We start from the raw sequence: 16,289 nt of genomic DNA on the forward strand, positions 1-16,289 counted from the left end.
CATCTTAACGCAACATTCGTCGCCTTTAGGAGTAGCGCGTGAACCTCTGACCCGCCGATGTTCCGGTGGCCCGCACCCGGCCCACCGTCTGAACCCGCGCGTCAGGAGGACCCGTATGTCTACGCAGCTGTCCGTGCACCACCTCACCAAGTCCTACGACCACCGGCTCGTGCTCGATCAGGTCGACTGTGCGTTCCCGCCGGGACGAATCAGCGGGCTGATCGGCGAGAACGGCTCCGGCAAGTCCACGTTGCTCCGGCTGCTCGCCGGCGTCGAGCCGCCCGACGACGGGTCGGTCACGTTGGTCGCCGACGGCGGGTTCGGCTTCCTCGCGCAGGAGAACCCGGTGCCGCTGCACCTCGACGTCGCCGCCGTCGCGGATCACGCACTGGCCGATCTCCGGGCGCTCGAGGCCCGCCTCCGCGAGCTCGAGGAATTGCTTGCTGACGGCAACCTCTCGGCCATGACCGAGTACGGCGAGGTGCAGCAGGCGTTCGAGGCGCGCGAAGGGTACGACGCGGACGCGCGACTGGCGAAGGCGATGCACGGCCTCGGGTTGTCCGACCTGCCGCGCGATCGCCGGTTGGCCGAGCTGTCCGGGGGCGAACTCGCGCGGTTGCACCTGGCCGCCGTACTGGCTGCTTCGCCGGAGGTGCTGCTGCTGGACGAACCGACGAACCATCTCGACCTGTCGGGGACGGTGTGGCTGGAGGAGCACCTGCGGTCACGCGCCGGTACGACGGTCGTCGTGTCGCACGACCGCGCGTTCCTGGAGCGGGTCGCGTCGACGCTGTTCGAGGTGGACGGAGACACGCACCGGATCACGCGATACGGCAACGGCTACGGCGGATACCTGGCCGAGAAGGCGGCCGAGCGCGCCCGGGCCGAGCAAACGCGGCAGGTGTGGGAGGACGAGGTCGCGGTGATGAAGGCGACCGTGCGGACGACCGCGGACCGGGTGGCGTACGGGCGACCGATGCAGGACAACAACAAGGTCGCGTACGACCGCGCGACCGGCCGGGTGAACGAGGCGGAGCGGAGCAAGATCCGCAACGCGAAGGAACGGCTACGCAGGTTGGAGGCGGACCCGCCGCCGGTGCCGGCCAAGCCGTTGCGGTTCGCGGTGTCGTTGCGGACGGCGGGCGCTGCTGAGGACGGCGTACTGGTGAAGGCGGTCGACGTTGCTGTCGGAGGACGGTTGCGGCCTGTGTCCGTCGAGGTTCCGGTGGGTGGACGGTTGCTGATCACCGGAGCCAATGGCGCCGGCAAGTCGACGCTGCTCGACGTCCTGGCGGGGCGGCTGAAGCCGGAGCGTGGCGTGGTCGAACGGCGTGGGCGGCTCGGGTACTTGGCGCAGGAAGTCGTCGAGGATCGGCCGGACGAGTCGCTGCGCAAGGCGCTCGCGCGGCATCGCGGTGCCGGTGCGTTGGGGCTGTTCCGGAAGGACCAGTTGCCGACGAGGGTCGGGGCGCTGTCGACGGGGCAACGGCGCCGGCTCGCGCTCGCGCGGCTGCTGACGTCGCAGTACGACGGGATGCTGCTCGACGAGCCGACCAACCACCTGTCGCTGGTCCTCGTGGAGGAGCTCGAGGCCGCGCTCGACAGTTATCCCGGCGCGCTCGTCGTGGTGACCCACGACCGCCGCTTCATCTCCCGGTGGCGCGGCGCCATCCACACGATCGAGGAGGATTCCCTTGTCAGTCAGTGAGTTCACGGTGGGTCAGGGCGCTTACGGCGTGGCGCTGCGCGGCGAGGAGGTGTGGACGACGCTGGTGCACGCCGGTGTGGTCGTGCGGCTGGTGGACGGCGAGGTCGAGCGGATCGGCCTCGGGGCGGCGGAGAGCCGGCCGAGTGTGATGGTGACAGGGCCGGACGGGACGGTGTGGTTCACGCGGTCGGGGGACAACAGCATTGGGTGGATCAGTGATGGTGTTGCTTCGTCGGTGAAGGTTGGTGGGTCGCCGTACGGCATTTGTGTCGGGCCGGATGACGCCCTCTGGTTCACGGTGATGGATGCGGATCTGGTCGGGCGGGTGGGGGTCGATGGGGTGGTGACCGAGTTCCCGATCGGGACGGTCGGCGCCTTTCCGGCGTTCATCACGAGTGGTGGTGGGGACTTGTGGTTCACCTTGAACGCGGGGAACGCGATCGGGCGGATGACGGTTGGTGGTGAGGTGACGACCTATCCCCTGCCGACCGAGGCGGCCGGGCCGGTGGGGATCAGCGGTGGGCCCGACGGTGTGTGGTTCGTCGAGATCCTCGCCGGGCAGGTCGGGCGGATCGACGCGGACGGGGTGATCACCGAGATCCCGCTGCCGGACCGGGAGGCCAAGCCGCATGCGGTGGTGGCGACCGACGACGGCGGGTGCTGGGTGACGTTGTGGGGTTCGGGCTCGCTGGTGCGGCTGGACGCGGCGGGCGTCGTACGGCAGACCGTTGCTCTGGGCGACGGTTCCGAGCCGCACGGACTGGCGGTGGCGCCGGACGGGTCGGTGTGGGTGGCGCTCGAACGGGGTTCCGTTGCTCACGTTCAGCCTCAGGAGTGAGGTGATTCACCCGTTGGAGGGAGGTGCTCGGCAGCGCTGAGGAGCAGTGTGGAGACGTGACCACAATGGTGGCGGTGCGGACACTTCCCCGGCTGCGGGATGTGCTTCTGGTCGGGCGTCCGGCGTTCTGGATCGTGTCGGTCGTGCCGTACTACGTGGGGATTCTGCTGGCCACGCACCGACTGGTTCCGCCGGTCGACGCCTGGCCGCGGCTCCTCCTCGGCGCGGTCGTGATGGGCCCGCTGCTCTGGCTGGCGGTGCTCGCGATCAACGACGCGTACGACCTGCCGGGCGACCTGCTCAACCCGCGCAAGTCCAAGTCGCCGTTGCTGGACGGGCGGGTGACGGTCGCGGAGGCGAAGAAGCTCGCGGCCCTGGCCGGGGTTGCTGCGTTGGTGGTCGGCGCTTTCGTCGGGTGGGTGTTCACGGCCGGCGTGCTGTTCGCGCTGCTGCTCGGCTGGGCGTACAGCGCTCCCCCGCTGCGGTTGAAGACACGCGCGGGCTTCGACGTCGGGTCGAACTCGCTGGCTCTCGGCGCCTTCGGCCCGCTCGCCGGGTGGGCCGCGGTGACTCCGGACCTCGGCGACTTCCCCTGGGTGATGGCGCTGCAGGGCACGCTCGCCGCGATCGGGCTCTACCTTCCGACGACGCTCGCCGACCTGCCCGCCGACCGCGCCGCGGGGTACCAGACGATCGCCGTCCGGCTGGGCGCGCGGACGACGTACCGGATCGGCTACGCGGCCTGGATCGCCGCGGCGACGCTCTCCGTCGTCCTGGCGGCACTGGACCACGTGATCCCTCGGGGCATGCTGGCGCTCGAGGTGGTGATGGTCCCGGTCCTCGTCGTCGCCTACCGCCGGCTGATCGGCCCGGGGCAGACCTTCAAGCAGGTCGTCATCCTGGCCGGCCTGTTCCTGTTCCCCTGCGGGACGTTCGCGCTCACCTACACGGGCGTCCTCACATTCTGAGCGTCCGGACCGTTCCATCGGTATGGACTGGATCGCAGAGCTCAACGACGTCGGCTGCACACTGACCCCGCCGCTGCTGACCCCGGCACAGTGCGAGGAGCTCAGCGGCTGGTACGCCGAGGCCAAGCGCTTCCGCGCGACGATCGACATGGCCCGCTACCGCTTCGGCTCGGGCCAGTACCGGTACTTCGCCTATCCCCTGCCCGACCCGCTGGCCGACCTGCGGGCGTCGTTCTACGCGCAACTGCTGCCGGTCGCTCGCGACTGGGCCGACAAGCTCAGGAAGCCGGCGCCGTGGCCCGACTCGTTCGGCGAGTGGCTCGACGACTGCCACCGCGCCGGGCAGGAACGGCCGACCCCGATCCTGCTCAAGTACCAGGCCGGCGACTGGAACGCCTTGCACCGCGATCTGTACGGCGACCTGGTGTTCCCGCTGCAGGTGGTGATCGGGCTGGACCGGCCCGGCGTGGACTACGAGGGCGGCGAGTTCCTGCTGGTGGAGCAGCGGCCTCGCGCTCAGTCGCGGGCGACGGTGACGTCGTTGCCGCAAGGGCGCGGGCTGATCTTCACGACGCGCGACCGGCCGGTGCAGTCGACGCGCGGTTGGTCGGCGGCGCCGGTGCGGCACGGAGTGAGTACGGTGCGCTCAGGCCTTCGGCACACGCTTGGACTGGTCCTGCACGACGCCGCCTGAGAAGTGCTCGGAGATCCGGTTGTGCATCGGGCGGCGGGTCAGGGCTGCTTGGAGCTCGGCGAGGTAGGACTCGAGCGGGACGGAGAGCTCTTGGTCGAGGGCGGTCAGCGCCGTGGTCGTTGCCTTCCACTCGGCTTCGATGAGTGGGAGCAGCGCCTCGGTCCGCGGCGTGAGGTGGACGACGCGTTGGCGGGCGTCGGTCGGGCTGGGGAGCTGGGTGGCGAAGCCTGACTTGGTGAGCTGGGCGACGGTCTGGCTCGCGGCCGAGTGGGTGACGCCGACGGCATCGGCCAGGGCGCGCACCGAAAGGGGGCCTTGGGCAACCAAAGTGCGGACGATCGGCGAGAAGCGCGGGCGGTAGTCGGCCAGGTCGAGGTCGCGGTAGAGCTGCGCGACGTCGCCGTCGAGCTGTTCCAGCAGGTGCCGCAGTTGGGTGCCGATCGCTCCGTCCATCCCCGGAGTCTAACAGCACTGTTACAGTTGCCGGATGACGGAGCACGGGATGCTGGATGTGGGCGACGGGCACCAGGTGTACTGGGAGGTCCGCGGTAACCCTGACGGGAAGCCGGCGGTGGTCGTGCACGGTGGGCCAGGGTCGGGGGCGAAGCCCTTCTGGCTGGACTACTTCGACCTGACGAAGTACAAGGTGGTGCTGTTCGACCAGCGGAACTGCGGGCGGAGTACGCCGGACGCCGGGGACGACGCGGTCGATCTCAGCGCCAACACGACCCACCACCTGATCGCGGATCTGGAGTTGCTGCGGCAGCAGCTCGGGATCGAGCGGTGGCTGGTGCTCGGGGCGTCGTGGGGCGCGACGCTGGGGCTCGCGTACGCCGAGCAGCACCCGTCGGCGGTGTCGGAGCTCGTGCTGTTCAGCGTCACCAACACGACCCGGCGCGAGGTGGAGTGGCTGACGCGCGACATGGGCCGGGTGTTCCCGGAGGAGTGGCGGCGCTTCCGGGACGGCGTACCGGAGGGTGAGCGGGACGGGAATCTCGCGCCGGCGTACAGCCGGCTGCTGCACGATCCGGATCCGGCGGTGCGGGAGCGGGCGGCGCTCGCGTGGTGCACCTGGGAGGACACGCACATGTCGACCCGCGGACTGGGGATCCAGGCGGATCTGCAGAACCGCGATCCCCGGTTCCGGTTGCGGTTCGCGCGGCTGGTGTCGCACTACTGGGCGCACGCCGCGTGGCTGGACGAAGGCGTGCTGGCGCGGGAGGCGGGCAAGCTGGCCGGGATTCCCGGCGTACTGATCGTCGGGCGGCTCGACTTCAGCAGTCCGGTCGAGGCCGCGTGGAACATGACGCAGGGCTGGCCGGACGCCGAGCTGACGATCGTCGAGGACGCCGGGCACGGAGCTCACACGACAGCGGTCTCGGACCTGGTGAAACGATCGGTGGCTCGCTTCGCCGACCGCTGATCGTCCACTGGTGTTCGCTCACGTTTGGTTCGTGCCACGCGACCGTGGGTGATCATGGGTGAGTTCCCCTCGACCCGCCCCTTGAGGAGTACTCCCGTGAAGCGTCTTGCTGCCCTGGTGGCCGTTGTCGCCACCGCTCTGTCCCTGTCCCCCACCGCTCAGGCGGCGCCGCGTGCCGACGACTCGATCGCCGGGATCACCGGCGTCGGCGTGCACAACGCGTACGTGCAGGCGACCTTTCCCTGGATGATCGACGCGCTCGAGTCCGGCGCCTCGATGCTGGAGATCGACGTCTGGCAGAACTTCCTCGGCTCGCGCGCGTACTGGGTCGGTCACGACCCGGTCGGCAACGTCAACAACTGCTCGTCGGCGACCACGTTCGCCGCGCTGCGCACCGGGTCGCGCAACCAGAGCCTGCAGACCTGCCTGCGCAACCTGCGGCTCTGGCACGACCAGAACCCGAACCACGCGCCGGTCGTGCTCAAGCTGGAGCTGAAGAACGGGTTCGACGGACGGGCGGGCTTCGGGCCGGCGCAGTTCGACACGGTGCTGACGACCGCGCTCGGCGCGGGGGCGATTCTGCACCCGGCCGAGGTGAAGGGATCGGCGGCTTCGCTCGACACCGCCGTACGGACCGGTGGCTGGCCGAGCCGCGAGAGCCTGCGCGGGAAGTTCGTCGTCCTGGTGGAGACGGGGGCCTTCGAGGCGGGCAACCCGTTCGACAACTACGACACGGATCTCGAGTACGCCGACCACCTGATCGGCCTGAACGCCGCCGGGAAGCTGGCGAGCGCGACGATGTTCACGACGATCAACGGCGCGTCCGCGACCGACCCGCGCGTGGGTGAGCGCGGGGGTGCGCGAGCGCCTTGGTATGTGACCTTCGACGGCAACGCGAGCAGCTGGTACGCCGGGTCGACGGCCTTCTACACGAGCAACAACTACTTGGTCGTGATGGTCGAGGCGCATGCCGTCGCGCCGGCAATCGACGGGCGCAACCCGACGGTGCAGCAGGCGACGGACAAGGTGCAGCAGCTCGCCGCGCACGGGGCCACGATCGTGTCGAGCGACTGGACCAACCCGCAGATCGTCTCGCTCACCACGCCGCGGAGCTGATCGCACGTTGCCCTGATCCCCACCGCCCCGGGGATCAGGGCAACTACTTGTGGGGAAGGGAGCGGGCACGCACTGGCGGGGCACGGCGCCTGCGAGAGTCCGGCGGGCTCTGGCCTCAAGTCGGAGTCGGCGCTAGTCCAGCGTGCGCTTCTGCGGGTACGGGGTTTCTCCTGTGGCCAACTCGTCGACGTACCGGGTGATCCATTTCGTTCGGGTCTCTGGGCGTTTGGCCGAGTGCAGCCGGTAGAGGATGGCGAATCTGTTCTGCTGCGTGAGGATCTCGAACATCGCCTCGGCTCGTGGCGATGCGGCCAGGGCCTCGGCGAGGTCTGGTGGGACCTCGCGGGTCGTCGCCTCGCCGTACGCCGCGTCCCAGCGGCCGTCGGACTTGGCGCGGTCGACCTCGGCGACGCCGGCCGGGCGCATCCGGCCCTCCTCGTGCAGGCGTTTGACGATGCCGACGTTGCGCAGCGACCAGTTGCTCCGGGCGCGCCTTGGCGTGTAGCGCTGCTTGAAGGTGCCGGCGTCGCGCGTGACGCGCTGGCCGTCGATCCAGCCGTGGCACAGCGCCTCGTCCAGCGCTTGGTCGTACGTCAGGGTCGTCGGATCGGTCGTCCCCTTCTTCGCCAGGACGAGCCAGATGCCGTCGGAGGTCTCGTGCTCGGCGCTGAGCCAGTCGTGCCAGGCAGCGGCGTCGGTGAAGATGTGCTCGGGCGTCGTCATGAGGCCGCCGCCGTGTAGCGGGCGGCGAGCGTGGCAGCGGCGGCTTTCAACTCCGGCGGGCCGACGAACTCCAGGTCGCACTCGAACATCCCGAAGTTCGCGGCCAGTCCGGTCCACGACCAGCCGGGCAGGATGAGCCGGCAGGACCTCGGCGTGATCTCCTCGACCACGGAGTCCCGGCCGGACCACCGGGCGATGTCGGAGGCCTTGGCCTGCAGGATCGCCTCGCCTCGGCACGGCCACTCGTTGCGGCCGGCGAAACGCGACGAGATGTACGTCGCGACGTCGCCCTCGGGGAGCTCACGCGGTGTGAAGCGCGGACCCGTCGGCGTCTTCGGCTGCATCCGGTCGACGCGGAACGTCCGCCAGTCCTTGCGGTCCAGGTCCCAACCGACCAGGTACCAGCGCCCGCCCCACGTGACCAGGTGGTGCGGCTCGACCTTGCGCGGCGGCACCCACTCGTCACCGGAGGCGCCCGGCGACGCGTAGTCGAACCGCAGTACCTCGCGCGCCCGGACCGCCGTACCGATCGCGATCAGGTGTTCGGAGTCGACCTTGGTCCGCTTCGAGTCGGCCCAGCGGTCGACCGTCGTCACCTGCAGCGCGTCGACGCGTTGCCGCAGCCGGGCGGGCATCACCTGGCGGACCGTGGCGAGCGCGCGCAACGCACCTTCCTCGATCCCGGTCACGGTGGTGGTCGCCGTCTGCAGCGCGACCGCGACGGCGATCGCCTGGTCGTCGTCGAACAGCAGCGGCGGCAGGTCGGCCCCGGCGTCGAGCCGGTAGCCGCCGTCCGGGCCCTTGCTCGCGCGGACCGGGTAGCCCAGGTCGCGCAGCCGGTCGACGTCGCGGCGGACCGTGCGCGGGCTCACCTCCAGCCGTTCGGCGAGCAGCGCACCCGGCCAGTCGCGGCGGGCCTGCAGGAGGGACAGCAGCGAGAGGAGTCGTGCGGAGGTCTCGGACATGACTTCAGATTGCCAGAAGTAACGGCCAGAACCTGTCCTCTTCTCCTGGAAATGTCGTCCTCAAGCACCCCCGATGAAGGAGACCGACCGTGATCAGCACCCGAGAACTCACCAAGGATTTCGTGGTGAGCCGGACCGAGACCGTGCACGCGGTCCGCGGAATCAGCCTGGACGTCGAACCCGGCGAGCTCGTCGCGGTCCTCGGCCCGAACGGCGCCGGCAAGACCACCACGCTGCGGATGCTCACCACCCTGATCGGCCCGACCTCGGGCACCGCGACCGTGGCCGGGTACGACGTGACGTCGCACCCGTCCCAAGTCCGCCGCCAGATCGGGTACGTCGGTCAGGGCAACGGCGCCGGCCACCAGCACCGGGTCGGCGACGAGCTCTACGGCCAGGGCGTCATCTACGGCCTGGACCGGCGCGCCGCGAAGCGCCGGGCCGAGGAACTGCTCGACGGTCTGGAGCTGAAGGATCTCGCCCAGCGCAAGGTGTCCGAGCTGTCCGGCGGTCAGCGCCGCCGGCTCGACGTCGCGATGGGCCTGGTGCACGCGCCGAGCCTGCTCTTCCTGGACGAGCCGTCGACCGGCCTCGACCCGCAGAACCGGGCGAACCTGTGGGACCACATCCTGCGGATGCGCGAGCAGTACGCGATGACGATCGTGCTCACCACGCACTACCTGGACGAGGCGGACTCGATGGCCGAGCGGGTGGTCGTGGTCGACCACGGCGAGGTGATCGCGGACGACACCGCCGAGGCGCTGAAGACCCGGCTGGCCGGGGACCGGCTCGCGCTGACCGTTGCTCCTGGCAACCACGCACGGATCCGGGAGCTGGCCGAGAAGCTGCCCGGTGCGCGCGAGTTCGAGACCGCGGGCGACCAGGTCAGCCTGCGGGTGACCGACGGACCCGCCGCCCTGCCGATCCTGCTCGGCGCGGCACAGCAGTACGGCGTACCGGTGGCTGCTGCTCAGGTGCACCGCCCGACGCTCGACGACGTGTTCCTCAATCTCACCGGTCGCAGCCTGCGCGACGCGAACGGAAAGGCCGCCTGATGACCACCTTGACCGCTTCCACTGTTGCCGCACCGACCACCCGGGTGCCGAACCGCAGCCTGTTCCGCGACATCCGGATCGTGATGGTGCGCGAGCTCAAGCCGGTGCTGCGGGACCCGTTCTCGTTGCTGTTCGGGATGATCCAGCCGCTGATCTTCCTCGCGCTGTTCGGCCCGCTGCTGGCCGGTTCGATGGGCGGCACGCTGGACGGCGGCGTCTGGCAGTGGTTCGTGCCGGCGATCCTGGTGATGACGACGCTGTTCGGTACGTCGGCGACCGGGTCGAACCTGCTGTTCGAGTTCCAGACCGGCGCGCACGAACGGATGCTGGTCACGCCGCTGAGCCGGTCCTCGCTGCTGGTCGGGCGGGCGCTGAAGGAGATGGTGCCGCTGTTCGGGCAGGCGGTGATCGTGATCGCGGTGATGGTGCCGTTCGGCTTCGACCTGCACCTCGACGGCGCGATCGTCGGACTGGTGCTGCTCGCGGCGTTCGGGATCGGTCTGGGTTCGTTCAGCTACGCGCTGGCGATCGCCGTACGGAAGCAGGACTGGATGTTCTGGGTCGTGCAGCAGACGTTCCTGTTCCCGCTGATGATCCTGTCCGGCATGCTCCTGCCGCTGGAGACCGGCCCGGAGTGGATGCGGGTGGCGTCGAAGTTCAACCCGCTGTCGTACTTGGTGGAGGCCGAGCGGACGCTGTTCGCGGGTGACGTGTGGTCGACCGCGGTGCTGTGGGGTTTCGTGGCCGCGATCGTCACGGGCGCGCTGGGGCTGACGGTGGGGATCCGGACGATGCTGAGGTCGGCTGACTGACCGGACACCGAAGGACCTCGGGGCGACCCGAGGTCCTTCGGTGTTTCTTCAGCGCAGGTGGGCGGCGGTCACCTGGTTGAGATGGATCAGTACGTCGTACGACGCGGCCAGGGCGACGGGTGAGTCGGGCCAGGGGTAGGCGGTGCCGATGTCTCGGGTCGGGCGTTCGGTCGAGAGCCAGGTCTTGGTGCTGCGGGGCAGGGTTCGCAGGTCGACGTAGTAGTCGCGGTAGGCGACCTTGTCGAGGGTGTGCTCGTTGTTGCCTGCCGCGGCCGGGGCGACCGTGAACTTGCGGATCGTGCCGTTCGTATCGTTGACATCGCGGGCGTTGAACGAGCCGTGATCGAAGCTCAGGCCGATCGGCACGTACCGCCGGCCGAGTTGCTCGCGGAGGAACTCGCCCTGGATCTTCGGGTACTCGGCCGGCATCGACGAGGTCAGCGCGATGTGGCCGTTGTGCGCGCCCAGCACGACCTTGGCGCCGGTGTGCTTGGTCCACCAGACCGTGTTCGCGGCCATCACCTCGTCGCGGAACAGCATCGCCGACGGCAGCACCTTCGGGTCCGCGATGTCGTACGCGACGAACTTCGCGACCTGCCACGCGGCCCGCGCGTGCTGCACCGCCCAGGTCTGCGCCTCGCTCTTCGGCAGCGACTCGACCGCGGCCAGCGCCTTGCGGGTCGCCACCTCGGTCTTCTGCCGCTCCGCGAGCGGCTTGGCGACCAGCTCGGTGAGGAAGTCGGCGGCGTTCGCGTCGGACCGGATACCGGCGTACGCGCGGGTGATCTCGGGGACCAGCGCCGGGCGGACCTTGCCGACGTACGACGTGACCAGGTCGAGCGTGGCGGGCGAGATGTAGCCGAGGTCGTCGCCGACGAAGTGGAGCTTGCGGGTGTGGGTCTGGTTGTAGGACCGCATCCACTCGATCAGGTCGAGGTACTCCTCGGCGTTCCAGAACTCGTACGAGCCCTGGAACTCGTGCTGCATGATCGCCCGCGGGTCGCCGACGCCGTGCACGACGTACTGGTCGAGCGCGACGCCGGTGCTCCAGCTCGCCTCGAGCGCGAAGGTGGTGAACCCGCGCTGCTCGACGAGCGCCCGGAAGATGCGGTGCTTGAGCGTGAAGAACTCGCTGGAGTTGTGCGTCGCCTCACCGACGCCGACGACCTTCGCGTCACCGACCATGCGGACGAGCGGCCTCAGGTCGTGCAGCTGGCCGGTGGCCTTGGTGGAGAGCAACGGGTACGCGGCGCGGTTGAGCGCCGGCACTGGGTTCTGGGTCACTGCATTGACGGCGCTGTGCGGCGGCGCCACCACGGCAGTTGCCGCGGGCAACGCGGCGGCGCTGAGCAGAGCGGCAGCCGTCAGGGCGGCGGCGACACGGCTGTTTCGCTTCATCGGAGGTCCTCCGGGAGAGTCGGAATCTAGTGGTTCCAACCCTTCCGTCCCCGACGCCTCCGCCCCATCCCGTCCACGCCCGGATCGATGGTGGGGCAGGCTCTACCCCTGGAGTTTGTTCAGGGTGTCGCGGAGGCCGGTTTCGGCCTCGTCGCCGAGCTTCTTGAACGGGGCTTTGAGGAACGGCTCGGCCAGCCGGGCGAGGCCCTTCAGGGTGAACTCGGCACGGTAGGTGACGGTCGTGCGGTCGCCGTCGGCCTGGAAGGTCATCGTGTCCAGGGCCGAGATGGTCTTGTTCTCGCCGCGAACCTGGAAGAAACGGTTCGGGTCGAGCTGCTGGACGACGTACTCGAGCTCGGTCTGCTTGCCGTTGAAGGTCGAGACGTTCTGGTACGTCGTACCAGGGCCGCCCTCGCCGGAGATCCGCGTCGTACGGACCGTGCCGGGATCCCACGCGGTGGTGGTCTCGAAGTCGGACAGGTACCCGAAGACGGCCTCGACCGGCCGGTCCACGGTGACGGAACGCTCGACGGTGATCACGTCGTCCACGCTAGCGGGCGCACAAGTTCTGCAGTAGTTCAGCCGGTGGTGTTGGCGAGGATGGCGGGGACGGCGATCTCCCAGGCCGGCTCGGGGAGTTCGTGGCCGGCGCCGGGGAGGAGGACGAGGTGGGCGCCGGGGATCTCGCGGGCGAGGGCTTCGCCGTGGGCGGGTGGGAAGAGGGGGTCCTCGGTGCCGTGCAGGACGAGGACCGGGACCTTGACCTCGCCGAGGCGGGGGCGGGTCGGCGGGGTGTCGTCGTCGGGAAGGACCCAGTGGTTGGTGACGGCCGACGCGAGGTCGGTGGTGCGGGCGATCATCGCGCGGAGCAGGTCGCGGCGGGCGGGTTCGTCGTACGGGAGCGTTCCGGCGTACAGCTTCTCTTCGGCGATCAGGCTGTCGATCGCGGCCTCGGTGTCGGACCAGTCGGTCGGCGGGGTCTCGGTGCTGAAGTGCTCGCGGATCCGGTCGGTCGGTGGGGGCAGATCGTCGCCGAGCGGGCTGGTGGAGGCGAGCGTCAGGCTGCGGACCCGGTCGGGATAGTCCAGACCGATCTGCAGGGCGATCGCGCCGCCCATCGAGAGGCCGACCAGGTGCGCCCGGTCGATGCCGAGCGCGTCCAGGATGCCGACCGGGTCCTTGAACAGATCCGGTCCTTCGTACGCCGGTTCGCCCGGCGGGTCGGCGGCCGAGCGGCCGGTGTCGCGGTGGTCGTAACGGATCACGTACCGCGGCCCGGCCGCCAGCAGCTCACAGAACGGGGTCTCCCAGTAGTCCATCGAAGCGGCTGCGCCGTGGATCAGCAGCACCGGCGGGTCGGCCGGGTCGCCGAAGGTCTCGATACAGAGCTCGACACCGTTCACGGGCACCAGCTGCTCGGTCATCCGGACTCCCCTACTCCGCCTTGATCAGCGCGAGCGCGAAGGCGATGACGCTGAGCGCCCCGGCCACGGCCCGCAGGTTGTTCGCAGGGTTCCACTTCGCCAGGTACGCCGTCCAGTCGGTCGTCCCGGCGGCGAGTCCGTCGTTCAGCGGGATGTTGATCGCAAAGCTGATCACGATGACGCCGACCAGGTAGAGCGCCGAGCCGGCCACGATCCAGCCCTTGCCCGGGGTGTCCCGGACCAGGGCCAGCACGGGGAGGGCCAGGCAGATCAGCGCGGTGCCGCAGAAGATCAGCAGGAACAGCGGGTTCTGGATCCGGGTGTTGATCAGGTTCATCGCGGCGGCACCCTGGCCGGCCGGGAGGCGTTGCAGCGAGCTCATCACCGCCGTACCGAAGGCGAAGAACAGTCCGCCCATCAGGGCACTGCCGACCAGGCCCGCGACGGTCAGGATCTTGGTCATGCCGACCACACCCCGGTCGCCGCGGTCTCGCGGGCCCAGTCGGAGAAGTCGCGCGGGGCCCGGCCGAGGATCGCCCGGACGGCGTCGTCGGACACGTACTCCGACCGGTGGTGCCGGATCACCGCGAACAGGTCGCGGACCGACTCGGCGTCCTCGTGCGGCAGGCCGATGCCGACCAGTTCCTCGACGTGCTGCTCCGGGTCCAGGTCGACGTACCGGATGTCCCGGCCGGTCGCGGCGGACAGTTCGGCCGTGACCTCGGCGATCGTCAGCACGCGCGGTCCGGACAGCGTGTAGTGCTGCCCGCTGTGCGAGTCGTCCAGGATCGCCGCCGCCATCACGTCGCCGACGTCGTTGGTGTCGATCCACGCCTCGCCTCCGGTGCCGGCGGAGACCCGCACCTCGCCCGCCAGCACGTAGTCGAGCAGGAAGTCCTCGCTGAAGCCCTGCATGAACCACGCGGGCCGGACGATCGTCCACTCGGCGCCGCTCTCCTTGACGGCGTTCTCGAGCTCGACGCTGCTCTCGTACACGGCGAACTCGCGCTCCGGGCTGCCGACGCCGCGGCCGGAGAGCAGTACTACCCGGCGCAGCCCTTCGGCCGCCGCCTGCTTGACGAAGCGGCCGGCCTGGGTGAGCCCGGTCGGGCCGACCGGAGGTGCCAGGTACGCCGTGTCGACGCCGGCGGCGGCGCCGGTCCATGTGCCCTCGTCGTACCAGTCGAAGCGCTGCTCGCTGGACCGTGAGGCCAGCCGGACCGGGACGTCGCGCTGCTCGAGCCGCTCCACCACGCGTCGGCCGGTCTTGCCCATACCACTCAGGATCAGAATCGGTGTCGTTGTCATGGGTTAATTTCAGCGGCTACAGCTGAGACAAACCATGGTTGTCCGACGCATTTCGATGTCTGAGAGTCTCAGCTATGGTGGTCGGCATGGATGTTCTCGACGACTTGCTGGCCGGCACCCGGGCCCGTGGCGGGGTCTTCAACCTGACCGTGCTCGATCCGCCGTGGGGTCTGGACATCGTCGACGAGGCGCCGCTCGCGCTCGCGACGCTGGTCCGCGGGTCGGCGTGGATCCTGCGCGACGGGCTGGATCCGGTCCGGATGAACGAACGGGACGTCGCGGTGCTGCGCGGGCCGGAGCCGTACGTCGTGGTGGACGCCCCGGAGACCGAGCCGCAGCTGCGGATCCATCCCGGCGGGATCTGCGAACCGTTGCCTGGGGCACCTGTCGACTACAGCGCGCGGCTCGGCGTCCGGACCTACGGCGCGCGGCCCGAGGGTCAGGCGATGGTTGTCAGCGGCACCTATCAGCTGGAGGGCGACGTCAGCCGGCGACTGCTGACCGCGCTGCCGCCGGTGCTCGTCGTACCGGCCGGGGACGTCACCGGGCCGGTGATGGAGATGGTGCTCGGGGAGATCCAGCGCGACGAGCCCGGGCAGCAGAGTGTGCTCGACCGGTGGCTCGACCTGGCGTTGATCACGACGTTGCGGGCCTGGTTCGCGCGGCCCGAGTCGCACGCGCCCGGGTGGTACCAGGCGCAGTCCGATCCCGTGGTGGGGTTGGCGTTGCGGCTGCTGCACGAGGATCCTGCGCATCCGTGGTCGGTTGTCGAGCTGGCCGATCGGACGGGCGTCTCGCGGGCGAGTCTGGCGCGGCGCTTCACCGCGCTGGTGGGCGAAGCGCCGATGGCGTATCTGACCGGATGGCGGATCACGCTCGCGGCCGATCTGCTGCGGGAGACCAACCAGACCGTGGAGTCGATCGCTCGCCGGGTGGGCTATGCGAACGCGTTCGCGTTGTCGGTCGCGTTCAAGCGACTGCGGGGAACGAATCCGACCGCCCACCGGCGGGCTTCGACTGCCGCCTAGGCGGTAGTGGTGTCGATGAAGGTGAGGGCCTGGGGCCAGGCGAGCTGGTAGGCGTCGGCATTGACCGGCTTGTCGTGGCGGTCGCGGTTGGTGAAACCGTGGTCGGCGCCGGGGTGGAAGAGGGCGAAGGTGTGGCCGGTCGGACGGGTCTGGAGCGAGGTCTGCAGGGCCTCGAAGTCCGCGACCGGTACGGCGGCGTCCGCGCCGGGGTAGCTGACCAGGACGGGCGCGGTGATCGCGGCGGCGTCGGCGATCGCGTCGTACGTCTGGTTGGGGCGCAGCTGCGACGGTGTCGTCGGGTGGAAGGCCGTGACGTTGGCCAGGCGGTGGTCGCGGGCGCCGAGCAGGATCGCGAACCGGCCGCCGAGGCACCAGCCGATGACGCCGGCCTTGGGGGCGGCGAGGTCGCCGAGCAGGTGGTCCAGGAGTTGGGTCTGCTCGGCGAGGGCCGCGTCGTCGTCCAGCTGGAGGAGGAGCTCGTGGAGCTCGTCGACGGTGGAGTTGTCGGTACTGCGGCCGTGGAAGGGATCCCAGGTCAGTGCGGTGATCCCGCGGTCGGCGAGCTCGTCGGCCCAGTCCCGGAGCTGCTCGCCGATGCCGGTGATCATCGGGAGCAGCAGCATCCCAGGACCGTTGGCGCGGCCGATGGAGAGGTAGGCGGTCAAGCTTCCGACGGAGACGTATTCACCCATGGAGCGGGACGCTACTCGCGGCTCGTGCTTTCGCCGAGCGGGGGGGCGGAGGTTGCCGGTGATGCGGCCGGGAGGGTCGCACGGGGCTGAGGTGGCGTCGGCCGGAGAAAAGAGAGGGGTGCGCGGGGGCGGCGCGC

General features: G+C 69.9%; 18 protein-coding genes. 9 read left to right on the plus strand and 9 right to left on the minus strand.

What is annotated here, in order from left to right; all coding sequences use genetic code 11:
- The first annotated feature begins 115 nt into the window (after nt 1–115).
- The 4 genes from HDA39_RS29075 to HDA39_RS29090 all read left to right on the plus strand — a co-directional run bounded on the left by HDA39_RS29075 (nt 116) and on the right by HDA39_RS29090 (nt 4,208).
- A complete protein-coding gene (locus HDA39_RS29075; RefSeq protein WP_184800536.1) occupies nt 116–1,708 on the plus strand; it encodes an ABC-F family ATP-binding cassette domain-containing protein in 1,593 nt (530 codons plus the stop codon).
- On the plus strand, nt 1,695–2,546 hold the full coding sequence (locus HDA39_RS29080) for a Vgb family protein (protein ID WP_184800538.1): 852 nt from the start codon (nt 1,695–1,697) through the stop codon (nt 2,544–2,546). The genes HDA39_RS29075 and HDA39_RS29080 overlap by 14 nt, the downstream gene beginning before the upstream one ends.
- A 65-nt stretch (nt 2,547–2,611) precedes the next feature.
- The gene (locus HDA39_RS29085; RefSeq protein ID WP_202894218.1) at nt 2,612–3,514 is read left to right on the plus strand and encodes a UbiA family prenyltransferase; all 903 of its coding nucleotides are present in this window, start codon (nt 2,612–2,614) and stop codon (nt 3,512–3,514) included.
- A gap of 22 nt (nt 3,515–3,536) precedes the next feature.
- The gene (locus HDA39_RS29090) at nt 3,537–4,208 is read left to right on the plus strand and encodes a 2OG-Fe(II) oxygenase (RefSeq protein WP_184800549.1); all 672 of its coding nucleotides are present in this window, start codon (nt 3,537–3,539) and stop codon (nt 4,206–4,208) included.
- On the opposite strand, the gene HDA39_RS29095 is transcribed toward HDA39_RS29090, so the two are convergent.
- Nucleotides 4,161–4,661, minus strand: coding sequence for a MarR family winged helix-turn-helix transcriptional regulator (locus HDA39_RS29095; RefSeq protein ID WP_184800551.1), 501 nt, complete (start codon nt 4,659–4,661; stop codon nt 4,161–4,163). The genes HDA39_RS29090 and HDA39_RS29095 overlap by 48 nt on opposite strands.
- Nucleotides 4,662–4,695: 34 nt before the next feature.
- Between HDA39_RS29095 and pip the strand changes: the two genes are divergently transcribed.
- Together pip and HDA39_RS29105 are read left to right on the plus strand one after the other, a co-directional pair.
- Nucleotides 4,696–5,631: a prolyl aminopeptidase gene (pip, locus tag HDA39_RS29100; protein ID WP_184800553.1), complete on the plus strand. Its 936-nt coding sequence runs from the start codon at nt 4,696–4,698 to the stop codon at nt 5,629–5,631.
- Nucleotides 5,632–5,727: 96 nt separating this feature from the next.
- Nucleotides 5,728–6,747 (plus strand): Ca2+-dependent phosphoinositide-specific phospholipase C, encoded by a 1,020-nt coding sequence (locus HDA39_RS29105; RefSeq protein ID WP_184800555.1) that lies wholly within the window; start codon nt 5,728–5,730, stop codon nt 6,745–6,747.
- A gap of 132 nt (nt 6,748–6,879) precedes the next feature.
- Here the strand turns inward: HDA39_RS29105 and HDA39_RS29110 are convergent, their stop codons facing one another.
- Both HDA39_RS29110 and HDA39_RS29115 read right to left on the minus strand, forming a co-directional pair.
- Nucleotides 6,880–7,470: a YdeI/OmpD-associated family protein gene (locus HDA39_RS29110; protein WP_184800557.1), complete on the minus strand. Its 591-nt coding sequence runs from the start codon at nt 7,468–7,470 to the stop codon at nt 6,880–6,882.
- Nucleotides 7,467–8,435: a helix-turn-helix transcriptional regulator gene (locus tag HDA39_RS29115; RefSeq protein WP_184800559.1), complete on the minus strand. Its 969-nt coding sequence runs from the start codon at nt 8,433–8,435 to the stop codon at nt 7,467–7,469. The genes HDA39_RS29110 and HDA39_RS29115 overlap by 4 nt, the downstream gene beginning before the upstream one ends.
- An 89-nt stretch (nt 8,436–8,524) precedes the next feature.
- Between HDA39_RS29115 and HDA39_RS29120 the strand changes: the two genes are divergently transcribed.
- Both HDA39_RS29120 and HDA39_RS29125 read left to right on the plus strand, forming a co-directional pair.
- Nucleotides 8,525–9,490: an ATP-binding cassette domain-containing protein gene (locus HDA39_RS29120; protein ID WP_184800561.1), complete on the plus strand. Its 966-nt coding sequence runs from the start codon at nt 8,525–8,527 to the stop codon at nt 9,488–9,490.
- Complete coding sequence (locus tag HDA39_RS29125; RefSeq protein WP_184800563.1) at nt 9,490–10,302, plus strand: ABC transporter permease; 813 nt, start codon at nt 9,490–9,492, stop codon at nt 10,300–10,302. Before HDA39_RS29120 ends, HDA39_RS29125 begins: the two co-directional genes overlap by 1 nt.
- A gap of 48 nt (nt 10,303–10,350) precedes the next feature.
- On the opposite strand, the gene HDA39_RS29130 is transcribed toward HDA39_RS29125, so the two are convergent.
- The 5 genes from HDA39_RS29130 to HDA39_RS29150 form a co-directional block, all read right to left on the minus strand.
- Entirely contained in the window at nt 10,351–11,700 is a 1,350-nt protein-coding gene (locus HDA39_RS29130) for an erythromycin esterase family protein (protein ID WP_184800565.1), read from the minus strand.
- Between the two features lie 102 nt (nt 11,701–11,802).
- Nucleotides 11,803–12,240: an SRPBCC family protein gene (locus HDA39_RS29135; protein ID WP_337925942.1), complete on the minus strand. Its 438-nt coding sequence runs from the start codon at nt 12,238–12,240 to the stop codon at nt 11,803–11,805.
- Between the two features lie 38 nt (nt 12,241–12,278).
- A complete protein-coding gene (locus HDA39_RS29140) occupies nt 12,279–13,124 on the minus strand; it encodes an alpha/beta fold hydrolase (protein WP_184800567.1) in 846 nt (281 codons plus the stop codon).
- A gap of 10 nt (nt 13,125–13,134) precedes the next feature.
- Entirely contained in the window at nt 13,135–13,587 is a 453-nt protein-coding gene (locus HDA39_RS29145) for an anthrone oxygenase family protein (RefSeq protein ID WP_184800569.1), read from the minus strand.
- A complete protein-coding gene (locus HDA39_RS29150) occupies nt 13,584–14,432 on the minus strand; it encodes an NAD(P)H-binding protein (protein ID WP_184800570.1) in 849 nt (282 codons plus the stop codon). Before HDA39_RS29150 ends, HDA39_RS29145 begins: the two co-directional genes overlap by 4 nt.
- 86 nt (nt 14,433–14,518) lie before the next feature.
- Here HDA39_RS29150 and HDA39_RS29155 point away from each other — a divergent pair, with 86 nt between their 5' ends.
- Nucleotides 14,519–15,460 carry an AraC family transcriptional regulator gene (locus HDA39_RS29155; RefSeq protein ID WP_184800573.1) on the plus strand — a complete coding sequence of 314 codons (942 nt, stop codon included), beginning with the start codon at nt 14,519–14,521 and terminating at the stop codon, nt 15,458–15,460.
- On the opposite strand, the gene HDA39_RS29160 is transcribed toward HDA39_RS29155, so the two are convergent.
- The gene (locus HDA39_RS29160; protein ID WP_184800575.1) at nt 15,457–16,152 is read right to left on the minus strand and encodes a dienelactone hydrolase family protein; all 696 of its coding nucleotides are present in this window, start codon (nt 16,150–16,152) and stop codon (nt 15,457–15,459) included. The two genes, HDA39_RS29155 and HDA39_RS29160, sit on opposite strands and share 4 nt — an antisense overlap.
- Between the last annotated feature and the right edge of the window lie 137 nt (nt 16,153–16,289).

Source organism: Kribbella italica, assembly GCF_014205135.1.
Classification (GTDB): Bacteria; Actinomycetota; Actinomycetes; order Propionibacteriales; family Kribbellaceae; genus Kribbella; species Kribbella italica.

What these genes read in the sequence shown, in the direction of transcription:
- HDA39_RS29130 (WP_184800565.1), bottom strand. Translation starts at nt 11,700, where the DNA reads ATGAAGCGAAACAGCCGTGTCGCCGCCGCCCTGACGGCTGCCGCTCTG.
- HDA39_RS29145 (WP_184800569.1), bottom strand. Translation starts at nt 13,587, where the DNA reads ATGACCAAGATCCTGACCGTCGCGGGCCTGGTCGGCAGTGCCCTGATG.
- pip (WP_184800553.1), top strand. Translation starts at nt 4,696, where the DNA reads ATGACGGAGCACGGGATGCTGGATGTGGGCGACGGGCACCAGGTGTAC.
- HDA39_RS29125 (WP_184800563.1), top strand. Translation starts at nt 9,490, where the DNA reads ATGACCACCTTGACCGCTTCCACTGTTGCCGCACCGACCACCCGGGTG.
- HDA39_RS29110 (WP_184800557.1), bottom strand. Translation starts at nt 7,470, where the DNA reads ATGACGACGCCCGAGCACATCTTCACCGACGCCGCTGCCTGGCACGAC.
- HDA39_RS29150 (WP_184800570.1), bottom strand. Translation starts at nt 14,432, where the DNA reads ATGACAACGACACCGATTCTGATCCTGAGTGGTATGGGCAAGACCGGC.
- HDA39_RS29155 (WP_184800573.1), top strand. Translation starts at nt 14,519, where the DNA reads ATGGATGTTCTCGACGACTTGCTGGCCGGCACCCGGGCCCGTGGCGGG.
- HDA39_RS29085 (WP_202894218.1), top strand. Translation starts at nt 2,612, where the DNA reads ATGGTGGCGGTGCGGACACTTCCCCGGCTGCGGGATGTGCTTCTGGTC.
- HDA39_RS29090 (WP_184800549.1), top strand. Translation starts at nt 3,537, where the DNA reads ATGGACTGGATCGCAGAGCTCAACGACGTCGGCTGCACACTGACCCCG.
- HDA39_RS29075 (WP_184800536.1), top strand. Translation starts at nt 116, where the DNA reads ATGTCTACGCAGCTGTCCGTGCACCACCTCACCAAGTCCTACGACCAC.
- HDA39_RS29140 (WP_184800567.1), bottom strand. Translation starts at nt 13,124, where the DNA reads ATGACCGAGCAGCTGGTGCCCGTGAACGGTGTCGAGCTCTGTATCGAG.
- HDA39_RS29095 (WP_184800551.1), bottom strand. Translation starts at nt 4,661, where the DNA reads ATGGACGGAGCGATCGGCACCCAACTGCGGCACCTGCTGGAACAGCTC.
- HDA39_RS29160 (WP_184800575.1), bottom strand. Translation starts at nt 16,152, where the DNA reads ATGGGTGAATACGTCTCCGTCGGAAGCTTGACCGCCTACCTCTCCATC.
- HDA39_RS29115 (WP_184800559.1), bottom strand. Translation starts at nt 8,435, where the DNA reads ATGTCCGAGACCTCCGCACGACTCCTCTCGCTGCTGTCCCTCCTGCAG.